Genomic DNA, 21133 nt, shown 5'->3' with positions numbered 1-21133 from the left:
GCAGGGAAACAGGCGAGAGATTCGGTGACTGGAACCAGCAGCATTATTAATAATGGAGGTCAACAGAGGCGGTACCATGACGAATAATCGACAAAAAAACGTCGGCGACGGCGCGGCGTCGCGACGAAACGTACTTCGGACCGTCGGGGCCGCGGCGTCCGTCGGTGGGCTGACCGCAGTTGCGGGCTGTTCGGACGACGACGACGGGCCTGCACCGGTGACCGGAGAGGGCGAGGTCGAGGGCGTCGACAGCGTCGAGATCGAGTTCTGGCACGGGCTCGGCGGCGACCTCGGCCAGATGGTCTCGGACTTGGCGGCCGACTTCAGCGAGCAGTCGGACACGATCACGGTCGAGGCGATAGAACAGGGGTCGTATCGGGAAACGATGAACCAGACGATCAACGCGGTCCGCGCCGGGAACCCACCGGGATTGGCGCAGGTGTTCGAGGTCGGGACGAAGCAGGCGCTCGACAGCGGCGCGTTCGTGGCGGTCGAGGATATCATCCCGGAGGAACAGCTCGAACTCGAGAACTTCCTCGACCCGGTGCTCAACTACTACCGGATCGACGGCCGGCTCAACTCGATGCCGTTCAACTCCTCGAACGCGCTCATGATGTACAACAAAGACGCCTTCGAGGAGGCCGGACTCGACCCCGAATCCCCGCCGGAGACCTTCCAGGAGGTGCTCGATTACTCCGAGGACCTCATGGATGCGGGGTACAACTACGGGATCACCTGGCCGAACCACTCGTGGTTCGTCGAGCAGTGGTTCGCCCTCCAAGACCAGCCGCTCGTGAACAACCAGAACGGTCGCGACGGCGACCCGACCGAGACGTACCTCGACAGCGAGGCCGGGATGAACGTCTTCGAGTGGTGGCAGGAACTGAACGAGATGGGCGCGTATCTCTCGACCGGAATCGAGGCGTGGGGAGAGGCCCAACAGGGCTTTTTCACCCAGGAAGCGCCGATGGTGCTGTACTCCACGTCGAGTATCAACCCGATGCTGCAGGGGGCTGCCGACAACGACTTCGAGGCGGCCGCGGCGCGGATCCCGTCGCCCGGCGGCGACCGCGCCGGCGTGACGATCGGCGGCGGCTCCGTGTGGATCCCCGCCGGTCAGGACGGACCCGAGCAGCAGGCCGCCGGGGAGTTCCTCCTCTGGCTGACCCAACCGGAACAACAGGAGCGGTGGCACCGCGGGACCGGGTACTTCCCGGTGCGAGAGGAGGCTGTCGAGAACCTGGAGAGCGAGGGGTTTTACGACGACAATCCGGACTTCCGCGTCGCACTCGACCAGCTCCGCGAAGGACGAGACACGCCGGCGACTCGGGGGGCGCTTATCGGGCCGTTCCTCGATGCGCGGACGACGATCGCGGAATCAGCGGTGTCGGTGCTCAACGGCGAACCCGTCGACGAAGTGCTCGACGATGCGAACACAGACATCGAAGAGGCGCTCGCCGACTACATCGAGCGGCAGGGATAGTAACGACGATGTGTGGCACGGACGACCGAACGACTGTTGCCACGCCGACCGCGAAAGCGACGTCGACGGCTCGGTAGACGGTACGTATTTGACCCACGTTTTCGACATGACCATACACATGCACAGGTGGTGGCGGTAACTCATGGCTGAATCGAGCGCGCGAGCGGTGTTCAACGACCACAAGCAGGCAGCGCTGTTACTCCTCCCGACGGTCGCCGTCTGTCTCGTCTTTCTGTATTACCCCGCAGTGGACACGTTCCGGTTGAGCCTCTACCAGACGACGCTCGTCGACGAGTCGTTCGCCGGATTGTACAACTACACCCGAATGTTCGCGTCCGAGAGCTACCGGAACAGCCTCGTCGTGACGTTCGCGTTCGCCGCGGTGGTCGTGTTCGGTACGATGCTCGGCGGGCTGTTCATCGCCTTCATGATGTACGAAGTCGACCGCGGCACGTCGGTATACCTGATCGCCGCGATTTGGCCGTACGCGTTACCGCCTGCCGTCGCGGGACTCGTTCTGTTGTTCCTGCTCCAGCCGGACCTCGGGATTATCACCTACTATATCCGAGCGATAGGATCGCTGTTCGGGATGGAAATCGCGTTTAACTGGCGACAGAACGGGCCACTCGCGTTTATGGTCGTCTCAGTTGCCGCGATCTGGAAGCAGCTCGGCTACAACATCATCTTCATGATCGCGGCGCTGAACAACGTGCCCGACACGATCGACGAGGCGGCACAGCTCGACGGAATCGGGAGGCTCAACCGACTGTTCCGGATCTACGTCCCGCTGATGTCGCCGACGCTCGTGTTCCTGATCGTCATCAACACGATTTACGCGTTCTTCGCGACGTTCCCGCTCATCGATCTGATGACGAGCGGCGGGCCCGGCGGCGCGACGAACATCCTGATTTACAACCTCTACATCGACGCGTTCGAGAACTTCAATCTCGGATACGCGTCCGCACAGTCGCTGGTGTTGTTCGTTCTCGTCGGCGCGCTGATGTACGTCCAACTCCGCGTCTCTGACCGATACGCACACTACGGGTGATCACAGATGGCAAACAGCACGTCCACGTCGGAAATGACGACACGCGATAGAGAGCAGACGACGGACGCCCGCGAGCAGACGGTGAGCGATCGGCTTCCGGACGACCTACTGATGCACGTCGGCCTCATCGGATCGATCGGGCTGATGGCGCTGCCGCTCGTTCTCGCGGCGGTCATGAGCACGCAATCGGTCGCGGAGATCTACGACGTCACGAACCTCTCGCCCGGTAGCGAGGCGTATCAGAACTACTACCGGGTGATGACGGACTTCAACATGTGGACGTACCTGATCAACTCGACGATCATGGCGGTCGCCATCGTCGTCGGAAAGGTCGGCCTGTCACTGCTGGCCGCACTCGCGCTCGTCTACTACGATTTCCCGTACAAGAACGCGGCGTTCGTCTTCGTGTTGTTCACGCTGATGCTCCCGGTTCCAGTGCGGATCGTCCCGTTGTTCGAGTTGATGGTGACCCTCGATTGGACGAATTCGATGCTGGCGATTACGGCCCCGTACCTCGCAAGCGCGACCGCCGTGTTCCTGTTCAGACAGCACTTTATGTCCATTCCGTCGTCGATCGTCGAAGCCGCGAAGCTCGACGATGTCGGAGGGATTCACTTTTTGGTCTACGTGCTGATCCCGATGTCGAAGGGGATGATCGCCGGGATCTCGGTGATCACCTACATCTACGCGTGGAACCAGTACCTCTGGCCCCTCGCCGTGATAAGTAGCCGAGATCAGCAGGTCGTCCAAGTGGGGCTAAAAAGCCTCGAAGGGACCGCGGCGGCCGGACAGATCGAGTGGGGACTGATTATGGCGGGCGCGATGATCGCGCTCCTCCCACCGCTCGTGGTGCTGATAGTACTGCACAAGCCGCTGCTGGAAACGTTCGGCGTTCAACAGAAGTAGACACATGGCAACAATTCAACTAAACGACATCGTCAAGCGGTTCGACGACATCACCGCGGTGGACGGTATCGACCTGAGAGTTCGCGACGGGGAGTTCATCGTCATCGTCGGACCCTCAGGCTGTGGAAAGAGCACGACGCTGCGACTCGTTTCGGGACTCGAGTCGGTGACGAGCGGGACGATCGAAATCGGAGACCGCGATGTCACCGGTCTCGAACCCAACGAGCGGCATATCTCGATGGTGTTCCAGAACTACGCGCTGTACCCGCACATGACGGCAAAACGGAACATGACGTTCGGGATGAAGTCGGCGGGATCGTTCACCGATGACGAGATCGAACAGCGGGCCGCAGAGGCGGCGTCAATTCTCGACATCGAGGACCTGCTCGACCGCAAGCCCGCTGCGCTTTCCGGCGGAGAGCGCCAGCGAGTGGCGCTCGGTCGCGCCATCTGCAGAGATCCCGAGGTGTTCCTGATGGACGAACCGCTGAGTAACCTCGACGCGAAGCTCCGCGTGCAGATGCGTGCGGAGCTCTCCAAGCTCCACGACGAACTGGCGACGACGACGGTGTACGTCACCCACGATCAGACCGAAGCGATGACCCTCGGGGACCGCGTCGCCGTCATCGACGGCGGGCAGATCCAGCAGGTCGATCCGCCCCAAAAGCTGTACGACTTCCCCTCGAATCGATTCGTCGCGGAGTTCATCGGCGATCCGGCGATGAACATGCTCGACGTCGAGATCGTCGACGGTCACGCCGTTCAGGAGGCGTTCTCCATCCCGCTCCCGACCGAACGCGTCGACGATTCGCGTCCGGAGTCGATCCGGAACGCGACGCTCGGCGTACGCCCGGAAGACCTGTACCTCGCTGGCGCCGCACCGTCTCTGGGCGAGGAGACGTTCGGCGCGACCGTCACCGTCACCGAGCCGTTGGGCGACAGCTTACTGTTGTACTGCGAGGTCGGTGGAACGGAATGTAAGGTACAGGCCGAGCCGCGCAGCGCGCTCCAGCCCGGTGACGCCGTCGAGCTCACGTACGATCCCGACCGTCTCCATCTGTTCGATCCGGAGACCGGCGAGGCGCTGTATCACTCCTCTACGCCGAGCGGGGATGCCGAAGCGGTGGGCACGCCGGCGGGAAACTAACGTTTGAGACGATAGCAACCGACGCGCTACCGAACGCGTCGAGCCCCCACGACGGTCGTCACGAGAGGTGCGCGGCCACGTCGGTCGACGACACCATTCCGACGTAGTCGTCGTCGACGACCGGGAGGTGTTTCACGCCGTACATCGTCATCATCGCGGCCACCTCCTCCATCATGAGGTCCGGCGTCACCGTCTCGACGTCCTCGGTCATCACGTCGCCGACGAGCGTTTCGGTGGTGTCTCGACCCGCCGCGACCGCGCCGATGATGTCGCTCTGGGTGACGATACAGCCGCTTCCCGCGGTGACGACGAGCGCGCTGATGTTCGCGTCGGTCATGCGACGGGCCGCCTCCTGGATCGATTCTTTCGCGCCGATGGTCTCCAGCGGAGTCGACATCACGTCGCTGACGCGGGTCCGGTCGTTCATATCCATATCATGCCATGTGGTATCGTGTGAAATGACTCTTCCGGAACGTGCAACGGACGGGCGATCCGTGGTCGTTGGCACGAGTCATATATACGCCTTCGACCCCTGTGTTACACCATGGCAGGGGTAGCCGCCGCACTGGTCGATTTCGGGAACAGATCGCTTCTCACGCATGCGATAATGGCCGTCACGCTCACCGCCGCGATCGTGATCGGGCTGACCGTTGACACGCAGGTCGGACTGGTGTCGTTCGTCGCGCTACTGAATTTCACGGCGGGGATGTGGGTCTGTCAGTCGATCCACTCACTCGGCGCGGCCGCGAGAGAAGACGAGTACACCGGCGTGATCGCGGAGCTACGAGACTATGGCAAGTGACACTGGAATCGATACGGGGCGGTTCGGGCGACTGTTGGCGTTGATCGGCTTCGTCACTGCGGTCTCTCTGCTCACTTCGGCACGGATACTGCCGGACGCGCTGTTCTCCGTCGCCGTCGTCGCGATCGGGAGCATTGCGCTCATCACCGCGATCGTCGGCTTTCTCATCGCCGGCGCAGCGGTTTTCGATTCACAGACGAAAGCGCGCGAGCGCTGAGTCGGGCGTTGAGGCGAGCGCTGAAGCGGGCGTAGCGAGAGCGCTGAAGCGGGTGTAGCGGGAGCGCCGAAGCGGGCGTAGCGAGAGCGCCCATCGAGTTGAACCGCGAACCGGCCACGCACCGTCCGCTACCGCTTGTGGGAGAGGTACGCCGTGAGATCGGTCGTCGACACCATCCCGACGACCACGCCGTCCGCGTCCGTCACGGGGAGGTGGGTGTACCCGTGTGCCGTCGGTTCCGCGAGCTCCTCGACGGTGTCGTCGGGCCCGACGGTGACGACCTCGCGAGTCATGAACGCCGACACCGGCGTCTCGTCTTCGGGGTCGTTCTGGCGGACGAGCGTGACGAAGTCCGTCGCCGTGATCAGCCCCGAGAGCCGCCCTTCGTCGTCGACGACGAGCAGAGAGTTCTTTTGGGTGTCGAGCATCCGCTGTGCCGCCTTCGCGGCCGGTTCGTCGAGGCCGATCGTGAGCAGATCAGTGGACATGAGTCGCTCGACGAGAAGTTCGTCCGTATCCTCCATGAGCCGTGATAACGAGACACAGTAATATCAAACGACCGGTTGGCTGCCGACTCGTGATCACTCCTCGACGAGTTCCGGCGGGGCGCCGGCTAACCCGGTCAAGGCGTCCGCCTCGACGTGATGGAGATCGCCGGGGATCACGAGGAGGTGGAGCGGGTCGCCGAAGTCGCGTGCGGCGAGCACGCTCAGACGGTCGGCGGCGACGACCGCGTCCGGTGAGCCGGCCCGGGCGATGACGACGGCGAGCTCGTCGTGCCACCCGTCCGCGAGCAGGTCGGCGGCGACGTCGGCGGTCATGTACTCCTCGTGGTCCGGGTCGGGCCCCGTCGGGCCGGTGCCGACTTTGATATCGAGGTAAACGACGGTGTGGAGCCCGCGCTCGCGGTTCGCCTCGATCGTCTGTATCACGCTATCGGGAACGTCGCCGCCGCCGTGCGCGTACGGGAACGGGAGCGTGGTGGCCTTGCCAAAGCGGTAGTTCTGGAGGCCGGTGAGACTCGACGCCGCCGACTGGGCGGTCACTCCGTGGATCACGCGGGTGTCGATTCCGCGCTCCTCGGCGCGGAGCCGGAGGTCCGCGTGCGTGGTGGAGATCATCGTGTCGCCCGCGGTACAGAAGGCGACGTCGCCGTCGGCGGCCGCCTCCAAGATCGGCTCCGGATCTTGTTCGACGCCCTCGCGGGAGCGGACCTCGATATCGACATCGTGGTACGCCTCGAGGTCCTCGACGGTCGCTCCGACGAGCCGACTGGTGTAGAACTCCGCGAAAACGCGGTCGGCGGCGCGAAGCGCATCGCGCCCCTCGACGCTGACGGATCGCTCGTCGTAGAGGCCGAGTCCGATGAAGGTGAGCATAGCGTCCGTCAGTCGCGCGCCGGTTAAAAGGGCGCGAAACGGGTCGGTACAGACGGATCGGAGGTGTGAAACGCTATCCACCGGCGTCGAGGTCAGACCGGTTGTTCCGTTCGACTCCGAGGCGATTCCCGGACGAGTCCCTCAGAAAATAATAGCGATCCCGACCCTCCTAATAGATCTTCATGATTGTTCCTTGTGATTCCATAGCAAGCCCTAAGAGGTCACCACTACAACGTCGAATCACTAGGCCCTCACGGGCTCACATACCACTATGACTGATGATGAACTCATCTGGCGGATTTCGGGGGGATCCGGTGACGGGATCGCTTCGACCAGCCAGAACTTCGCGAAAGCCTTGATGCGGTCGGGGCTCAACGTCTTCACGCATCGGCACTACCCGTCGCGGATCCGCGGGGGCCACACGTACACCGAAGTTCGCGCGTCCGCGGACCCGGTTCAGTCCCGCGGTGACGGCTACAACTTCCTCCTCGCGCTCGGCGATTCGTTCGCCCGAAATCCGCAGGAGGAGGCGATATACGGGAACGAAGAGATCAAACCCCTCTCGGAGAACCTCGATGAACTCCGCGAGGGCGGCGTGATCATCTACGACGAGGGACTCCTTGACGCCTCGGAGATTCCGAACTTCGACGAGCGCGTCGAGGAGAACAACTGGCACGTATACCCCCTCGACCTCCGCGGGCTCGCCCGCGACATGGGTCGTGAAGTCATGCGCAACACCGCCGGCGTCGGCGCGACCTGTGCGCTGACAGGCATGGAACTCGACCACGTCGAGGACCTCATGCGCGATGCGATGCCTGAGAAGATCCTCGAACCGAACCTCGAGATCCTCGAGACCGCGTACGATCAGGTCAGCGAGGAGTACGACATCGACGCCCCTGACGTCTCGGTTCCGACGGGCGAACACGACGAGACGCAGCTGCTCATGTCCGGGTCGGACGCCATCGCCTACGGCGCGATCGACGAAGGATGCCGGTTCATCGCCGGCTACCCGATGACGCCGTGGACGGAAGTGTTCACCATCATGGCGCAGAACCTGCCGAAGCTCGACGGGATCTCCGAGCAGGTCGAAGACGAGATCGCGGCGGCCGCCCTCGCGGTGGGCGCGTCGCACGCCGGCGTCAAGGCCATGTCCGGCTCGTCCGGCGGCGGCTTCGCGCTGATGTCCGAGCCGCTCGGGCTCGCCGAGATGACGGAGACACCGGTCGTCCTCGTCGAGGCCATGCGCGCCGGGCCGTCGACCGGGATGCCGACGAAACCGGAGCAGTCCGACCTCGAACACGTCCTGTACACGTCTCAGGGCGACTCCCAGCGGGTCGTGTTGGCCCCGGGAACCGTCGAAGAGGCCTACGAGCAGTCCCGGATCGCCTTCCGGCTGGCGTACGAGTACCAGATTCCGACGATCCTGCTGTACGACCAGAAGCTCGGCGGCGAGCTGGTAAACGTCCCGAAGAGCCACTTCGACCGCGATCCGAACCCGACGCTCGGGAAGACGCTGACCGAGGACGCGCTCGCCGACGAGCCGCACTCGCCAGACGGGAAGTTCCACCGCTTCCAGCACGACGTCGAGGACGGCGTCTCACCCCGTTCGATCCCCGGCCAGAAGGGCGGTCGCTTCCTCGCGACCGGCAACGAGCACGACCCGACCGGGCACATCGCGGAGTCGCCCGACAACCGCGTCGCGCAGATCGACCGGCGAACACAGAAGCTCGAAGCGATCCGCGCGGACCTCGATGGGGAAGACACCGGCTCGTACGCCGGTCCCGAGGACGCCCAGTACGGCATTCTCACGTTCGGGAGCCAGCAGGGCACCGTCGAGGAGGCCGTCGGTCGTCTCAACGACGCCGGGATTTCGGTGAAGTCGTACGGCGTCTCCGACATGCTCCCGTTCCCGACCGAACAGGTCGAGGCGTTCGTCGAGAGCGTCGACGAAGTCCTCGTCGTCGAGATGACGGCGTCCGGACAGTTCCGCGGGCTCGTCCAGAAGAACCTCGGCCGCTACGGCGAGAAGCTGTCGAGCCTGCTGAAGTACAACGGAAACCCGTTCGAGCCCGCCGAGGTCGTCGACGGGTTCGAGGCCGCGATCATCGAGGGCGACGGCGACGCGTCCGGCCATCAGACCACCTTCGTCCCAGCCGCAGGTGACTAACCATGAGCACGTTTTCAGCAATCGGAGAGGAGCGAGAGATCGACCGCGACGAGTACACCCCCGGCGTCGAGCCGCAGCCGACCTGGTGTCCGGGCTGTGGTGACTTCAGCGTCCTGAAGGCGCTCAAACAGGCGCTCCCGGAAGTCGGACGCACTCCCGAAGAGACGCTTCTGTGTACCGGGATCGGGTGTTCCGGGAAGCTGAACAGCTACCTCGACACGTACGGGTTCCACACGATCCACGGGCGCTCGTTGCCCGTGGCCCGCGCCGCGAAGCTGGCGAACCCCGCCCTCGAAGTCATCGCCGCGGGCGGTGACGGCGACGGCTACGGGATCGGCGGCAACCACTTCATCCACACGGCCCGGGAGAACCACGACATGACGTACATCGTCTTCAACAACGAGATCTTCGGGCTTACGAAGGGACAGACGTCCCCGACCAGCCCGAAGGGCCACAAGTCGAAGACGCAGCCGTCCGGCAGTGCCAAGGAGCCGCTCAAACCGCTCTCACTGTCGCTGAACGCCGGCGCTTCCTACGTCGCCCGCACGGCCGCGGTCAACCCCAACCAGGCGAAGGAGATCATCATCGAGGCGATCGAACACGACGGCTTCGCGCACGTCGACTTCCTGACGCAGTGTCCGACGTGGAACAAGGACGCGCGCCAGTACGTCCCGTACATCGACGTTCAGGAGTCCGAAGAGTACGACTTCGACCCGACCGATAAGGTCGAGGCCGCGGAGATGATGCGCGAGACGGAGGAGGCGCTGCACGACGGGAAGGTCCTCACCGGCCGCTACTACGTCGACGAGGACCGTCCGTCCTACGGTCAGGAGAAGCGCACGATCGGCGAAATGCCCGAGGAGCCGCTGGCGGAGCGGTACTGGGACGACGAGTACGAGTGGGAGCGCTCACACGACCAGTTCCTCGACAAGCACGCCTGAGACGGTGACGTTCGGGTGACCGGCCGTCTGTTCGACGGTCCGCCCGCAACTGTTTTCCGTGCGTTCGGCTCGTTTTTCGGTTCGCAAGGTATTTTTTCCGTGGCGACAAGGTAGATGTATGAGTACGGTATCGACGGAGGAACGGATCCTGTCGGTGTTAGAGGAGGACGCGCAGGCCTCCTGTGCCGAGATTGCGAAGCGGGCAGAGGTCTCTAAACCGACCGTTCGGAAGTACATCGACCGTCTCGAAGAGCGAGGGGTGATCGTCGGATATTCGGCTGAGATCGACCCGAAGAAGCTCTCCTCGCAGTCTATCGCGATGGTGGGAATGGATGTCGACTCGGGCAAGTACGTGGAAGCGACCCGCGCGCTGAAAGAACTCGCGGAGATTCAGGCGCTGTACACCTCCTCGGGCGACCACATGCTGATGGCGGAGGTGCGCGCTGGCGACGGCGACGAACTCGGCGACGTGATCTCCGAGAAACTGCTGGCGGTCGACGGCGTCACCGCCGCACACCCGTCATTTTTACAGGAACGGTTAAAGTGAGCGACGGTCGAGCGTTCGACCTCGTGCTATCCTCGTGGTCGTTGGGACGATACAGTCGATAACGGTTTTTTCGGTCTGACGGTCAGGCGATCACCCGAGCGCGCTCGCATCGGCAACGACGATCGACTCGTCGCCTGCGTGCCCGCGTCGCGTACCACGCCGCGAGAAACCGTGTGCGTGGAAGAACTCCTGTGCGCCGGGGCTATCGGCTGGCACCGTCGCCCGGAGGGTGTCGACGCCGCGGTCGGTCACCGAGGATCCGATACGGGCGAGCAGCTCTTTCGCGACCCCTTCGCCCGCACGGCTCGGATGGACCCAGAGCGCGAGCAGTTCCGCTTCCGCCCCTTCCGCGTCCGGGTGAGCGATGGCGACGCCAACGGGTCCATCCTCGTCTTCCATCAGGTACGACCACTCCGCTTCGGCGGCGGCCTCTCGGACGCCGGCCGCGGAGACATCGAGTAAAGGTGCGCCGATGTCGTCGAAGACGGTCGTCTCGCGGGCACGGGACACCGCCGTTCGCAACGCGTCCGCGTCGTCGGGGCTGGCCGCCCGGACATGCATGTATGACCATGAGTAAAGAAGTCACCTATAGGTTTCGGGTTGCGAACTGATCGCACAGTGTACGCCCCGCCCGACCGCCTCACGAAGGTCACGAACGGAGTTCGTCGATGGAGTGACGCCACGATCGTCGACTACGCGATCGTCGACTACGCGATCGCCGACTACGCCACCGGCTCGATCCCGATCGTGACGATGACGTCCTCGACGTCCCACTCCTCGACGAGCCCGCCGTCCGCGCCTGCGGCGTCGGCGGGGTCGTCGAGCCACTCGTCCGCGCGCACCTCGCCGGCGATCAGGTCGGCGTGCTCGGCGACGAACCCCTCGACGCGGTCGTCGTCGACGGCGACGCCGACGCGGATCCGCGCCTCGACGTCGAGGTCGAGCTCCTTGCGCATCTCCTGAACCCGGCGGATCACGTCGCGGGCGTACCCCTCGGACTCGATGTCGGGGGTGAGCGAGGTGTCCACGTAGACGGTCCCTCCCTCGAAGTCGGCACCGGAGACGTGTTCGGGCGGTTCGGCGACGTACTCGACCATTTCGTCGTCGAGGTCGACGACGTCGCCGTCGACGGTGATCTCGTCCGCCTCGACCGCCGTCCGGGTCGCACCCTGCACCGCGCCCATCACCTTCTGGGCGTCGGCGCCGAACGCGGGGCCGATGGCCGACATCTCGGGTTCCGCCGTCTCGACGAGCTCGTCGAAGGCGTCGGTGACGGTCACCTCGCGGGCGTTCACCCGGTCGGCGATGAGGTCGGCGAGCCGGTCGACGGCCGCGGCGACCTCCTCGTCGTCGGTCTCAACGACGACCCGCGGCACGGGCCACCGGAGCTTGCGACCGGCCTGCTGGCGAGCGTTCGCGGCCGCCTCTTCCACGTCGCGGAGGACGGCGATGTCACGCTCTAGGTCCGGGTCGTGGAGTCCGTCGTTCGGCTCGGGATACGCGAGCTGGTGGACGGTCGTGGCCTCGCCGTCGAGGGTCTGGTACATCCGCTCCGTGAGGTACGGCGCGATCGGCGCGAGCAGTCTGACGACCTCGTCGAGGACCGTCGCGAGCGTGGCGTACGCGCCGCGCTTCGAAGCGGAGTCGGCCTCCTCCCACATGCGGTCGCGGACGGCTTTCACGTAAAAGCGTGAGACGTCCTGCGTGACGAACTCGATGACGGCGTTGACGGCGTCGCTGACGCGGTAGTCCGCCCACGCCTCGGTCACTTCGGTCTCGACCGACTGGAGGCGGGAGAGCACCCACTCGTCGACGAGTTCGAGTTCGCCGTCGTCGAGGGAGGCGTCGGCCGGGTCGTAGCCGTCGAGCGCCATGTACTCGAGCGGGAAGCGAAACACGTTCCAGAGGATGTTGAGCTTCCCCTGGATCTCGCCGAGGCCGTCCCACTCGAACGCGAGGTCGACCCCCTGCTGGTCGTGGCTGAGGAGGTACGTGCGGAGCGGGTCGCGCCCGGCGCGGTCGATCGCCTCCTCGGGGGTGACGATGTTACCGACGGACTTCGACATCTTCCGACCGTTCTCGTCGTTCGCGAACCCGTGCATGAGCACCTCCTCGTAGGGGATTTCGCCGACCGCGGCGGTCCCCATCCCGAGCTGTGACCAGAACCAGCCGCGGGTCTGGTCGTGCGCCTCGATGATGAGGTCGGCGGGCCACAGCTCGTCGTGGTCGGCCTCGTTCGTCGGGTATCCGAGGGTACCCCAGCTAGCGACCGACGAGTCGAGCCAGACGTCGAAGACGTCCTCGACGCGGCGGTACGTGGTGCCGTCCTCGACGATCGTCAGGTCGTCGACGGCGGGGCGGTGGAGGTCGATCGCCGCGGGGTCGATGTCCTCCTCGACCCGCTCCGCGAGCTCCTCGCGGGTACCGATCACGACCATGTCCTCGTCGAGGTGGCCGCGATCAGCGCCTTCCGGCACCCAGATCGGGATCGGGATCCCCCAGTAGCGCTGGCGGGAGACGTTCCAGTCCGGCGCGTCCTCGATGAAGTCGCGGAACCGGTTGTCTCGGGCCCACTGCGGGTGCCACTCGGACTCCTCCATGTTGTCGAGGAGGTCGCTCTTGACGTCCGTGATCGAAATGAACCACTGGTCGGTGACGAGCTGGATGATCCCCGTGTCACAGCGCCAGCAGTGGCCGTAGCTGTGGTTCACGGTGCCGTGCGCGAGCATGTGACCGTCGGCGACGAGGTCGTCGATGATGTCGTCGTTGGCGTCGCGGACGAACTCCCCGGCGTACTCGCCCGCTTCGTCGGTGAACTCCCCGTTGGGACCGACGGGACAGTAGATGTCGAGTCCGAGCTCGGTGCCGCGGTGGAAGTCCTCCTCACCGTGACCCGGTGCGGAGTGGACGAGTCCGGTGCGGTCGGCCTCGACGTAATCGGCGGCGTACACCTGTCCGGCACCCTCGAAGTCGGGGTACTCGGCGACGTGGTCCGCGAGCGGGTGGTCGTATGTCCAGCCGACGAGTTCCTCGCCGGTCAGTTCGGCCTCGATCTCGTACTCGTCGTAGCGGCCCTCACGCAGGACGTCTTCGACGCACGCCTCCGCGACGTAGAGCACCTCCTCCTCGCCGTCCCTCTCGGCGCGGACGGCGTTGTAGGTGAGCTCCTCGTCGACGGCGACGAAGGTGTTCGCGGGAACCGTCCACGGCGTCGTCGTCCAGATGACGAGGTTCCCCTCGCGGTCCGCGAGCGGGAACTTCACGTAAATAGAGGGGTCGTCGACGTGCTCGTACTCGACCTCGTTGTTGGCGAGCCCGGTTTCACACCGCGGGCACTGCGAGATGGAGCGTTTCCCCTGCTCGACGAGACCGTTTTCGGCGACGTTCGAAAAGGCCCACCACGCGGCCTCCATGTACTCGGGGTCGATGGTCTCGTAGGGGTCATCCCAGTCCATCCACACGCCGATCGATTTGAAATCGTCGTCCATCGCCGCGCGGTTTTCGAGGGCGAACTCCTTGCACCGCTGGATGAACGGCTCCATCCCGTACTCCTCGATGTCGCGTTTGTTCTCGAAGCCGAGCTCCTCCTCGACTTTCACCTCGATCGGGAGCCCGTGCATGTCGTAGCCCGGGCGGTCGGTGACGCGGTGGCCGGTCATCCGCTTGTGGCGGATGACGGCGTCTTTCAGCGTCTTGTTCCACGCCGTACCGAGGTGCATCTGCCCGGAGGTGTACGGCGGGCCGTCCACGAAGAAGAAGGGCGGGTCGTCGGCGTGCGCCTCCTTCGCCGTCTCGTAGGCGTTCGTCTCGTCCCAGTACTCGTCGACCCCGGACTCGACGTCCGCGGGCGTGTACTGGTCGTCGATATCGTCCATACGGATCGGTCTTGGCGCGGATATTTGAATACGACGGAGTCGCGTGTCTCTGTGACACGGAGTGACGGGGTGAATGAACACCGTCGGATCGTCTCGATCGGTCGGTCGAGCACCGCGCCGCCCGCTGCCGCCACGCTTTATAAATCGTCGACGAGACGTGTGAGTATGGACTACCGACGGCTCGGCGACACGGGACTCAGCGTCTCCGAACTCTGCTTCGGGACGTGGCGCTTCGGACGGGAGACGAACGGCGTGGTGGAGACGGGCCGCGAGGAGGCGCACGAACTCCTCGACGCGGCGGCCGACCACGGGGTCAACTTCATCGACACCGCCAACGTGTACGGGAACCCGAACGGGACGAGCGAGGAGTACGTCGGCGAGTGGCTCGCGGAGCGCGACCGCGAGGACTACGTGATCGCCTCGAAGGTGTACTTCCCGTTCGACGGGCGCGGCGAGCCCGGCCCGAACGACTCGGGACTCGGCCGCAAACACGTCCGGGCGCAGGTCGAGGGGACGCTCGACCGGCTCGACACCGACTACCTCGACGTGTACTACATCCACCGCTGGGACGAGGAGACGCCCATCGAGGAGACGATGCGCGTTCTCGACGAGCTGGTCTCTGAGGGGAAAGTGCACTACCTCGGCGCGTCGACGATGGCGGCGTGGCAGCTGACGAAGGCGCTGTGGACCGCCGACGTCAACGACTACGCCCGCTTCGACGTGGTGCAGCCGCTTCACCACGCGGGCTATTACGAGGACGTCGAGGAGTACCTCGACGTGTGTATCGACCAGGACATCGCGGTCTGTCCGTACTCCCCGCTCGCGGGCGGCTTCCTCACGGGAAAGTACGAGCGCGCCGACCCCGACGACCCCGAGCAGGTGATCGCGCCGGACGGGTCGCGGGCGAGCTTCGACGACCGCTTCGAGCGCTTCTACCTCTCCGAGCGCGGCTGGAAGGTCCTCGACGCGGTCCGCGAGGTCGCCGACGAGCTCGACGCGACTCCGGCACAGGTCGCGCTCCGGTGGCTCACGGAGTGGGACGAGTTCACCTGCGTCCCGATCGTCGGCGCGCGAACGACCGACCAGCTCGCGGAGAACGTCGCCGCGACAGATCTCGACCTCAGTGACGAGCAGTGGGACCGGATCATGGACGCGCGGTACGACCCGGACGGGAATCTCTGGGGACACTAAGGGGCCGAGAACCGCCGCTGACACCGTGGCGGCCGCGAGCCTCGCCCACTACTCGTCGAAATCCGGAAGGTCGTCCGGCGCCTCGAACTCGGCCTCCCAGTCGATGTACTCCGATTTGAGCGTCTCGCAGACGACCTGTCCTAATTCGGTGAGCCCGGCGTTGATCGCGGAGACGGTTCCCCACGAGTCGAGGTCGGGGTGGAGCTCGCGCTCCTTCCAGTCCTCGGGGATCCCCGGCGCGTGGTAGCCGACGCGGTCGGCGAAGTCGTCCCAGAAGAAGTCGAATCGGGAGGGGAGTTCGAGGTCGAGCGCGATCTGCCAGTCTTCCTCGTCCATGTCGCTCGTGGCGGCCCACTCCGCGAACGCCTCCTCCCACGCGCCCTCGTGGAGGAACGCCTCCAGCTCGTCGCGGCGGTACTCCCCGCCGGCGACCTCGGCGTCCTCGTACTCGTTCGGGTCGACGGCGGCGAGCTCTGGCGGGTGCGGTGGATCGACATCGAGACTCATATCCGCTTCTCCGCGCCGCCGACTCAAAACGATACGGGACCGCAGTGGCACGCCGGTCTGAGCGCCGCCCCCCGATGTCGATCCGGACCGTTTACCCCGATGCCGACCCGACGAGTTCGCATGAAGCTCCGCGACGTCTCGCGTCGAGCGGGGATCGGCTCCGCGGTCGTCACCGTCCTCGTGCTCGCCGTGCCGTACGCGCTCGTGTCGGGGTCGGGATACGCCACGCAGCTCGCCGGCTACTACGCCTCCGGGGTGATCGGCGCGGGGGGCATCGCGCTGTTCGCGTTAGTGAGCGCGGTCGTCATCGCCTCCGTCGAGCGCGGCAACCTCGACCCGGGAACCCTCGCCGGCGTCGCGGTGATGCTCGGCCTCGCGACGACTCTGAGCGCGGCGGCGTGGGCGATGGCGATCGAACCGACGACGATGTTCGCCGAGTTCCGCTGGCTGGAGTGGCACGCCCCCGCGGTCGTCGCCGTTTCGGTGCCAATCCCGGCGTTTGCGGCCGTGTACGCTCGCGAGCTGTTGGCGTGAGCGCCCGCCGGAAGCGCTCGGCGAGAGCCGAGTCGATCGGTGCGGATCGGTGAGCGGAGCGCTGTCGCTCCCGCGAACGAAAGGCCCTTAAGGAGTACCCGTGTACACTGAAGTGGACTAGGTCGGGCGGTTAGGCCCCGCTCGTCACCCGTGAGGTAGTCTTTAGCGGGGACCGAACAGCGGGCGCGTCCGGTCAGACCGGTGCGGGCCCCGAGAGCCAACGTGGAAGCCTCGTCCGCCGGGGACAGCGGTCCGTGACGCCCGCTCGCAGGAGCGGTCCGTCGCGGTTCGTCGGCGACAACGGGTCAGGCGCGGAAGCGAGCAGCCCACCGCCGGACGCCCGTCGCTCGTCGGGTCGCGGGGTGGAGAAGGCAACCGGGATACCCCGCGCTGGAACGCCGGGCCACCCCGCCTGTCCGTCATTCATACGCGGTTTCAGTCGACGTGTAAGCGGTGACTCCGTCATATATGCGCATTTTCACGGGTCTCCGACGAACAGTTCCACAGCCTGGACTGCTCGCTTATAAACGGGTGTCGAGGAAGACGCCCCAGAGTCCCAGCCGAATCGCCTCACCGGACACCGCCTCACATCGCGCGGACACTGCCTCACACCGCCCGGACACCGCCTCGCACCTCACGCCTCCCCAACCTCGGCGGCCGGGTGCTTATAAGCGCCCGGCCGGCCTCCCTCGCGGTCCGCTCGCGCCGCGTGCGGCGCGAACGGGCGCGCCAAGCCACGTGTGGGTACTGCGGTCACGAGCACACGTGGTCGCGCTCGCTCGTCGGTTAGCCGTCCGTCCACGCAGAGAACCCGCCCTCGATCAGCGTCTCCGACTGTCGGTCGATGTACTCCCGCTGCGTGTCGAGCACGGCGGTCTCGAAGTCGTCGCCGTCGTCGAGCCGCTCGCGGACCCGATCTCGCTTCCAACTCGCGGGCGTCGTGCGGTTGGCGACGCGCCACCGAAGCGGCGCGAGCCACGAGGCCGCCTCCCCCTCGGGACAGCCCGCGGTCCGGAGCCCCGCCTCGGCGTGGTCGAGCAGGTCGCCGTAGAGCGCGTCCGTGTCGGTCGTCCGCTCGCCGTCGAGTCCGATCCACTCGATATCGGCGCGGAGCCCGTCGGCGACCGCGGCGTAGAAGTTGTCGCGGGCGGTCTCCCAGTCGAGTCCGATGACGGGATGCTCGCGCTGCGGGAGCGCCTGCATCAGCCCGGCGAACGCCGCCTGAAAGGCGATGGAATCGCGAACGGTCGGCTGAGCGGCGATGGGCCGGAACTCGATCCGGGCGTTCGCGCTCGACCGGCTCGCCCCCTCGAACACCGGGCGGACCCACCGCCAGTAGCTGCCGTGCTTCGTCCGGAACGTCGAGAACGCGTCGTCGAACCGGTCTGAGTCCTCCGACTCCGGCATCGGGATGAGCGTCTCGTCGGCGACGATCCGATCGATCGCGGTTTCGAGGTCGTAGACGTCGCGCGGGAAGCGAACCTTGTCCGCGTCCGTCCGCGAGTTGAGTACCGACTCGAACACGTGAACGCGGTTCTCCGTCGCGCCCTCCGCGAGAACGCGCTCGGCGTCCCAGTCGTCGTCGTACAGCTCCGGCGGGAAGAAGGGCGCGTTCACGCCGAGCGCGAGCAGCGGCCCGGCGATCCGCAGCGCGTACCGGAAGTGCTCCGGCAGCGTCTCGGCCTGCGCGACTTGGTAGTGGGGCTGGATCGAGGTGATGAGGCTCTCCGGCATCACCGTGTCCGCCGGCAGCGACACGCCCGGTGCCTCGACGACCGTACCGCGTTTCGCGTCGGTGCCCGCGTTCGCCATCGCGTGGTACCGCACCGCGTCGCTCATGTTGACGGCGACGACGATTCCGTCGAGCTCGACGCTGTCGGTGAGGTATCCTCGAGCCGTCTCGCCGGCAGGCGGAATCGTCCAGAGGGCGTCGGAGACGAGCCGCATTCCCTCGACGCCGGCGGTGTTCTCGGCGGCCTCCAGCCGGGCGCGAACCTCCGCGAGCTGCGCCCGAAGCCCGTGGTCCGAGAGCGGCTGCGGGCTCGTCGACATCTCGGCGTTGTGCAGTCCGAGCTCCTTCTCGAAGCCCATCAGCTCGAGGAGGCGGCGCGGAACGCGCATCAGCGCGTACTCGCCCGCCCGGGATTCCTCGCTCCACCGGCCGTCGGCGACGGCGTAGAACTCGTACTCGAAGCCGACGATCGACTGGTGGTTGTCGAAGGAGCCGTCCCGCAGCTCCTGCTTGACGATCTCCGCTTCCGCTTCGACGCGGGCGACGAACTCGTCGGGGTCCACCGCGAGCGCCTCGCGGACGCCGTCCGCGAGGGCGGAATCGGTGCTCATGGAACGGTCGACGACTCCGGATACTAAAAAGGTCACCGGCCGATCGGCGGTTTGGGGACGGACGGCACGCCCGCCCGTATCGGGTCGTTTTTGCCCGGCAACGGCCCACTCGGTGTATGGAGTTCGCCGCGTTGGCCGAGCAAGCCGAGCGACTGGCCGCCGAGGCGGCCGATATCGAAACGACGATCCGGGTTGCCAACCTACTTGCCGCAGCGGGGAGCAGCACGGCAGCGGGCGGAGACGACACCGACGACCTCGCGACCGTCACCCGATTCCTGCTCGGTCGCGTCTTTCCCGCGCACGACGCGCGGACCCTCGACATCGGCCCGGCGCTGTGTCGGGAGGCGATCGCCCGCGCCGCGGGGCCGAACGTGACCGCAGACGACGTCGAGGAGCGACTCGCCGAACGGGGCGAAATCGGTGCCGTCGCGTCCGAGTTCGAGTTCGGCGGGCAACGCGGACTGGCCGCGTTCGGCGGGGGAGACGGGAGCGCTGGCGGCGGCTCCGTCGAATCGCTCACCGTCGCCGAGGTCGACGACGCTCTTCGAGGGGTAGCGGCCACCGCGGGCGACGGCAGCGAATCGCGAAAGCTCGACGCGCTGTTCGGACTGTTCAACCGCTGTAGCTCCGCGGAGTCGAAGCTCCTCGCGCGGCTCGTGCTCGGAGAGATGCGGATCGGCGTCGGCGAGGGGACCGTCCGCGACGCCGTCGCCGAGGCGTTTCTTGCGGGGGACGGAGACGCTCCGGGCGAGTCGGGTGACGGGAACGGGGATCGGGCAGGTGGCGACGCAGACGACCCGGCGCTCCGAGCGAGTGACGAAGCGGTCGCAGCCGTCGCGGGGGCGCTGCAGGTGACGAACGACTACGGCCACGTCGCGACGCTGGCGCGAGACGGCGGACTCGACGGGCTACGGGACGAGGGACTGGCGGTCGGTCGCCCCGTCCAGGCGATGCTCGCGCAGGCGGGGACCGCGACCGACGCGCTCGACGCCTTCGGCGAGGTGGCCGTGGAAACGAAGTTCGACGGGGCCCGAGTGCAGGTCCACTACGTACCGGCGAACGATGACGGCGCTGGCGACGACGCGAGCGCCGCGGCGGGCCTCGGTCCGCGGCTCTACTCCCGAAACATGGACGACGTGACCGACGCGCTCCCGGAAATAGCCGAGTGCATCGAGGACCGCGTGTCGGTTCCGGTGATCCTCGACGGCGAGGTCGTCGCGGTCGACGAGGAAGGCGATCCGCTCCCGTTTCAGGAGGTGTTGCGTCGGTTCCGGCGCAAACACGACGTCGATCGGATGCGCGACGAGGTCACTCTCCGACTGGACGCGTTCGACTGCCTCCACGCCGACGGAGAGGACCTGTTAGACGAGCCGCTTCGGGTGCGGCACGACCGGCTCGTGGAGGTGCTCCCCGACGCGGCGGCGGTGCTCGAACTGGCGAGCGACGCGGACGACATCGCGGCGGCAGAGGAAGCAGCGCTCGACGCCGGCCACGAGGGCGTCATGCTAAAGAATCCGGAGGCGACGTACACGCCCGGCGACCGGGGCCGGGACTGGCTGAAGCGCAAGCCCGACGTGGAGACGCTCGACGCCGTCGTCGTCGGCGCGGAGTGGGGCGAGGGTCGGCGCGCTGAGCTGTTCGGAACGTTTCTGCTCGGGGTGCGCTCGGGTGGTGAAGGGACGGGCGCGAACACGAACGAAGCCGAGGGCGGGGAGTTCGCCGCGATCGGCAAGGTCGCGACCGGCCTCACCGACGAGGAGCTCGCCGACCTCACGACGCGGCTGGAGCCGCACGTCGTCAGCGAGACGGGGACGGAGATCACGCTCCGCCCGGAGGTCGTTATCGAGGTCGGCTACGAGGAGATCCAAACGTCACCGACCTACTCGTCCGGCTACGCCCTCCGGTTCCCCCGGTTCGTCGCCGTGCGCGAGGACAAGTCCGTGGGCGACGCCGACTCGGTGGCACGGATCGCACGCCTCGCGGACGACGCGGGGTAGCTCTCGGGAGCGACAGCTCCGACGGTGACGCACGAACGATAGCCACCCT

19 protein-coding genes and 1 other RNA gene are annotated in these 21133 nt (G+C 66.1%); 13 read left to right on the top strand and 7 right to left on the bottom strand.

The window, feature by feature from the left end; translation table 11 throughout:
* Window positions 1-76: 76 nt before the first annotated feature.
* The 4 genes from ACNSN4_RS04160 (at window position 77) to ACNSN4_RS04145 (ending at window position 4584) form a co-directional block, all read left to right on the top strand.
* Window positions 77-1483: an ABC transporter substrate-binding protein gene (locus ACNSN4_RS04160; RefSeq protein WP_418284522.1), complete on the top strand. Its 1407-nt coding sequence runs from the start codon at window positions 77-79 to the stop codon at window positions 1481-1483.
* Between the two features lie 142 nt (window positions 1484-1625).
* Window positions 1626-2531 carry a carbohydrate ABC transporter permease gene (locus ACNSN4_RS04155; RefSeq protein WP_418284521.1) on the top strand — a complete coding sequence of 302 codons (906 nt, stop codon included), beginning with the start codon at window positions 1626-1628 and terminating at the stop codon, window positions 2529-2531.
* A gap of 33 nt (window positions 2532-2564) precedes the next feature.
* The gene (locus ACNSN4_RS04150; RefSeq protein ID WP_418284520.1) at window positions 2565-3437 is read left to right on the top strand and encodes a carbohydrate ABC transporter permease; all 873 of its coding nucleotides are present in this window, start codon (window positions 2565-2567) and stop codon (window positions 3435-3437) included.
* Between the two features lie 4 nt (window positions 3438-3441).
* The gene (locus ACNSN4_RS04145) at window positions 3442-4584 is read left to right on the top strand and encodes an ABC transporter ATP-binding protein (RefSeq protein ID WP_418284519.1); all 1143 of its coding nucleotides are present in this window, start codon (window positions 3442-3444) and stop codon (window positions 4582-4584) included.
* Window positions 4585-4642: 58 nt separating this feature from the next.
* Here the strand turns inward: ACNSN4_RS04145 and ACNSN4_RS04140 are convergent, their stop codons facing one another.
* The gene (locus ACNSN4_RS04140) at window positions 4643-5017 is read right to left on the bottom strand and encodes a CBS domain-containing protein (RefSeq protein ID WP_418284518.1); all 375 of its coding nucleotides are present in this window, start codon (window positions 5015-5017) and stop codon (window positions 4643-4645) included.
* Between the two features lie 111 nt (window positions 5018-5128).
* Here ACNSN4_RS04140 and ACNSN4_RS04135 point away from each other — a divergent pair, with 111 nt between their 5' ends.
* Window positions 5129-5386 (top strand): hypothetical protein, encoded by a 258-nt coding sequence (locus tag ACNSN4_RS04135; protein WP_418284517.1) that lies wholly within the window; start codon window positions 5129-5131, stop codon window positions 5384-5386.
* The gene (locus ACNSN4_RS04130; protein WP_418284516.1) at window positions 5376-5603 is read left to right on the top strand and encodes a hypothetical protein; all 228 of its coding nucleotides are present in this window, start codon (window positions 5376-5378) and stop codon (window positions 5601-5603) included. Before ACNSN4_RS04135 ends, ACNSN4_RS04130 begins: the two co-directional genes overlap by 11 nt.
* A 128-nt stretch (window positions 5604-5731) precedes the next feature.
* On the opposite strand, the gene ACNSN4_RS04125 is transcribed toward ACNSN4_RS04130, so the two are convergent.
* Both ACNSN4_RS04125 and dph5 read right to left on the bottom strand, forming a co-directional pair.
* A complete protein-coding gene (locus ACNSN4_RS04125; protein ID WP_418284515.1) occupies window positions 5732-6127 on the bottom strand; it encodes a CBS domain-containing protein in 396 nt (131 codons plus the stop codon).
* A 57-nt stretch (window positions 6128-6184) separates the two neighbouring features.
* Window positions 6185-6982: a diphthine synthase gene (gene dph5 / locus ACNSN4_RS04120; protein WP_418284514.1), complete on the bottom strand. Its 798-nt coding sequence runs from the start codon at window positions 6980-6982 to the stop codon at window positions 6185-6187.
* 271 nt (window positions 6983-7253) lie between these two features.
* On the opposite strand from dph5, the gene ACNSN4_RS04115 reads away from it, so the two are divergent.
* The 3 genes from ACNSN4_RS04115 (at window position 7254) to lrpA1 (ending at window position 10637) form a co-directional block, all read left to right on the top strand.
* Window positions 7254-9149 (top strand): 2-oxoacid:acceptor oxidoreductase subunit alpha, encoded by a 1896-nt coding sequence (locus ACNSN4_RS04115; RefSeq protein WP_418284513.1) that lies wholly within the window; start codon window positions 7254-7256, stop codon window positions 9147-9149.
* A 2-nt stretch (window positions 9150-9151) separates the two neighbouring features.
* Window positions 9152-10090 (top strand): thiamine pyrophosphate-dependent enzyme, encoded by a 939-nt coding sequence (locus tag ACNSN4_RS04110; RefSeq protein WP_418284512.1) that lies wholly within the window; start codon window positions 9152-9154, stop codon window positions 10088-10090.
* A 118-nt stretch (window positions 10091-10208) separates the two neighbouring features.
* Entirely contained in the window at window positions 10209-10637 is a 429-nt protein-coding gene (gene lrpA1, locus ACNSN4_RS04105) for an HTH-type transcriptional regulator LrpA1 (protein ID WP_418284511.1), read from the top strand.
* Window positions 10638-10727: 90 nt separating this feature from the next.
* On the opposite strand, the gene ACNSN4_RS04100 is transcribed toward lrpA1, so the two are convergent.
* Window positions 10728-11198, bottom strand: coding sequence for a GNAT family N-acetyltransferase (locus ACNSN4_RS04100; RefSeq protein ID WP_418284510.1), 471 nt, complete (start codon window positions 11196-11198; stop codon window positions 10728-10730).
* Between the two features lie 161 nt (window positions 11199-11359).
* Complete coding sequence (ileS, locus tag ACNSN4_RS04095) at window positions 11360-14512, bottom strand: isoleucine--tRNA ligase (protein WP_418284509.1); 3153 nt, start codon at window positions 14510-14512, stop codon at window positions 11360-11362.
* 165 nt (window positions 14513-14677) lie between these two features.
* Between ileS and ACNSN4_RS04090 the strand changes: the two genes are divergently transcribed.
* On the top strand, window positions 14678-15703 hold the full coding sequence (locus ACNSN4_RS04090) for an aldo/keto reductase (protein WP_418284508.1): 1026 nt from the start codon (window positions 14678-14680) through the stop codon (window positions 15701-15703).
* 48 nt (window positions 15704-15751) lie between these two features.
* Here the strand turns inward: ACNSN4_RS04090 and ACNSN4_RS04085 are convergent, their stop codons facing one another.
* A complete protein-coding gene (locus ACNSN4_RS04085; protein WP_418284507.1) occupies window positions 15752-16210 on the bottom strand; it encodes a DUF7992 family protein in 459 nt (152 codons plus the stop codon).
* Between the two features lie 120 nt (window positions 16211-16330).
* Between ACNSN4_RS04085 and ACNSN4_RS04080 the strand changes: the two genes are divergently transcribed.
* Both ACNSN4_RS04080 and ffs read left to right on the top strand, forming a co-directional pair.
* Window positions 16331-16744, top strand: coding sequence for a DUF7548 family protein (locus tag ACNSN4_RS04080; RefSeq protein ID WP_418284506.1), 414 nt, complete (start codon window positions 16331-16333; stop codon window positions 16742-16744).
* 110 nt (window positions 16745-16854) lie between these two features.
* An RNA gene (ffs, locus tag ACNSN4_RS04075) (signal recognition particle sRNA) lies at window positions 16855-17166 on the top strand.
* A 364-nt stretch (window positions 17167-17530) separates the two neighbouring features.
* Here ffs and ACNSN4_RS04070 read toward each other — a convergent pair.
* Window positions 17531-19087, bottom strand: a complete 1557-nt coding sequence (locus tag ACNSN4_RS04070; protein ID WP_418284505.1) for a glutamate-cysteine ligase family protein — start codon at window positions 19085-19087, stop codon at window positions 17531-17533.
* A 116-nt stretch (window positions 19088-19203) separates the two neighbouring features.
* On the opposite strand from ACNSN4_RS04070, the gene ligA reads away from it, so the two are divergent.
* Window positions 19204-21084, top strand: a complete 1881-nt coding sequence (gene ligA / locus ACNSN4_RS04065; RefSeq protein ID WP_418284504.1) for an ATP-dependent DNA ligase LigA — start codon at window positions 19204-19206, stop codon at window positions 21082-21084.
* The last annotated feature ends 49 nt before the right edge of the window (window positions 21085-21133 follow it).

The organism is Halorubrum marinum (assembly GCF_048381195.1).
In the GTDB taxonomy this organism is placed as follows: Archaea; Halobacteriota; Halobacteria; order Halobacteriales; family Haloferacaceae; genus Halorubrum.
This window is presented reverse-complemented; position numbering and strand designations above follow the sequence as displayed.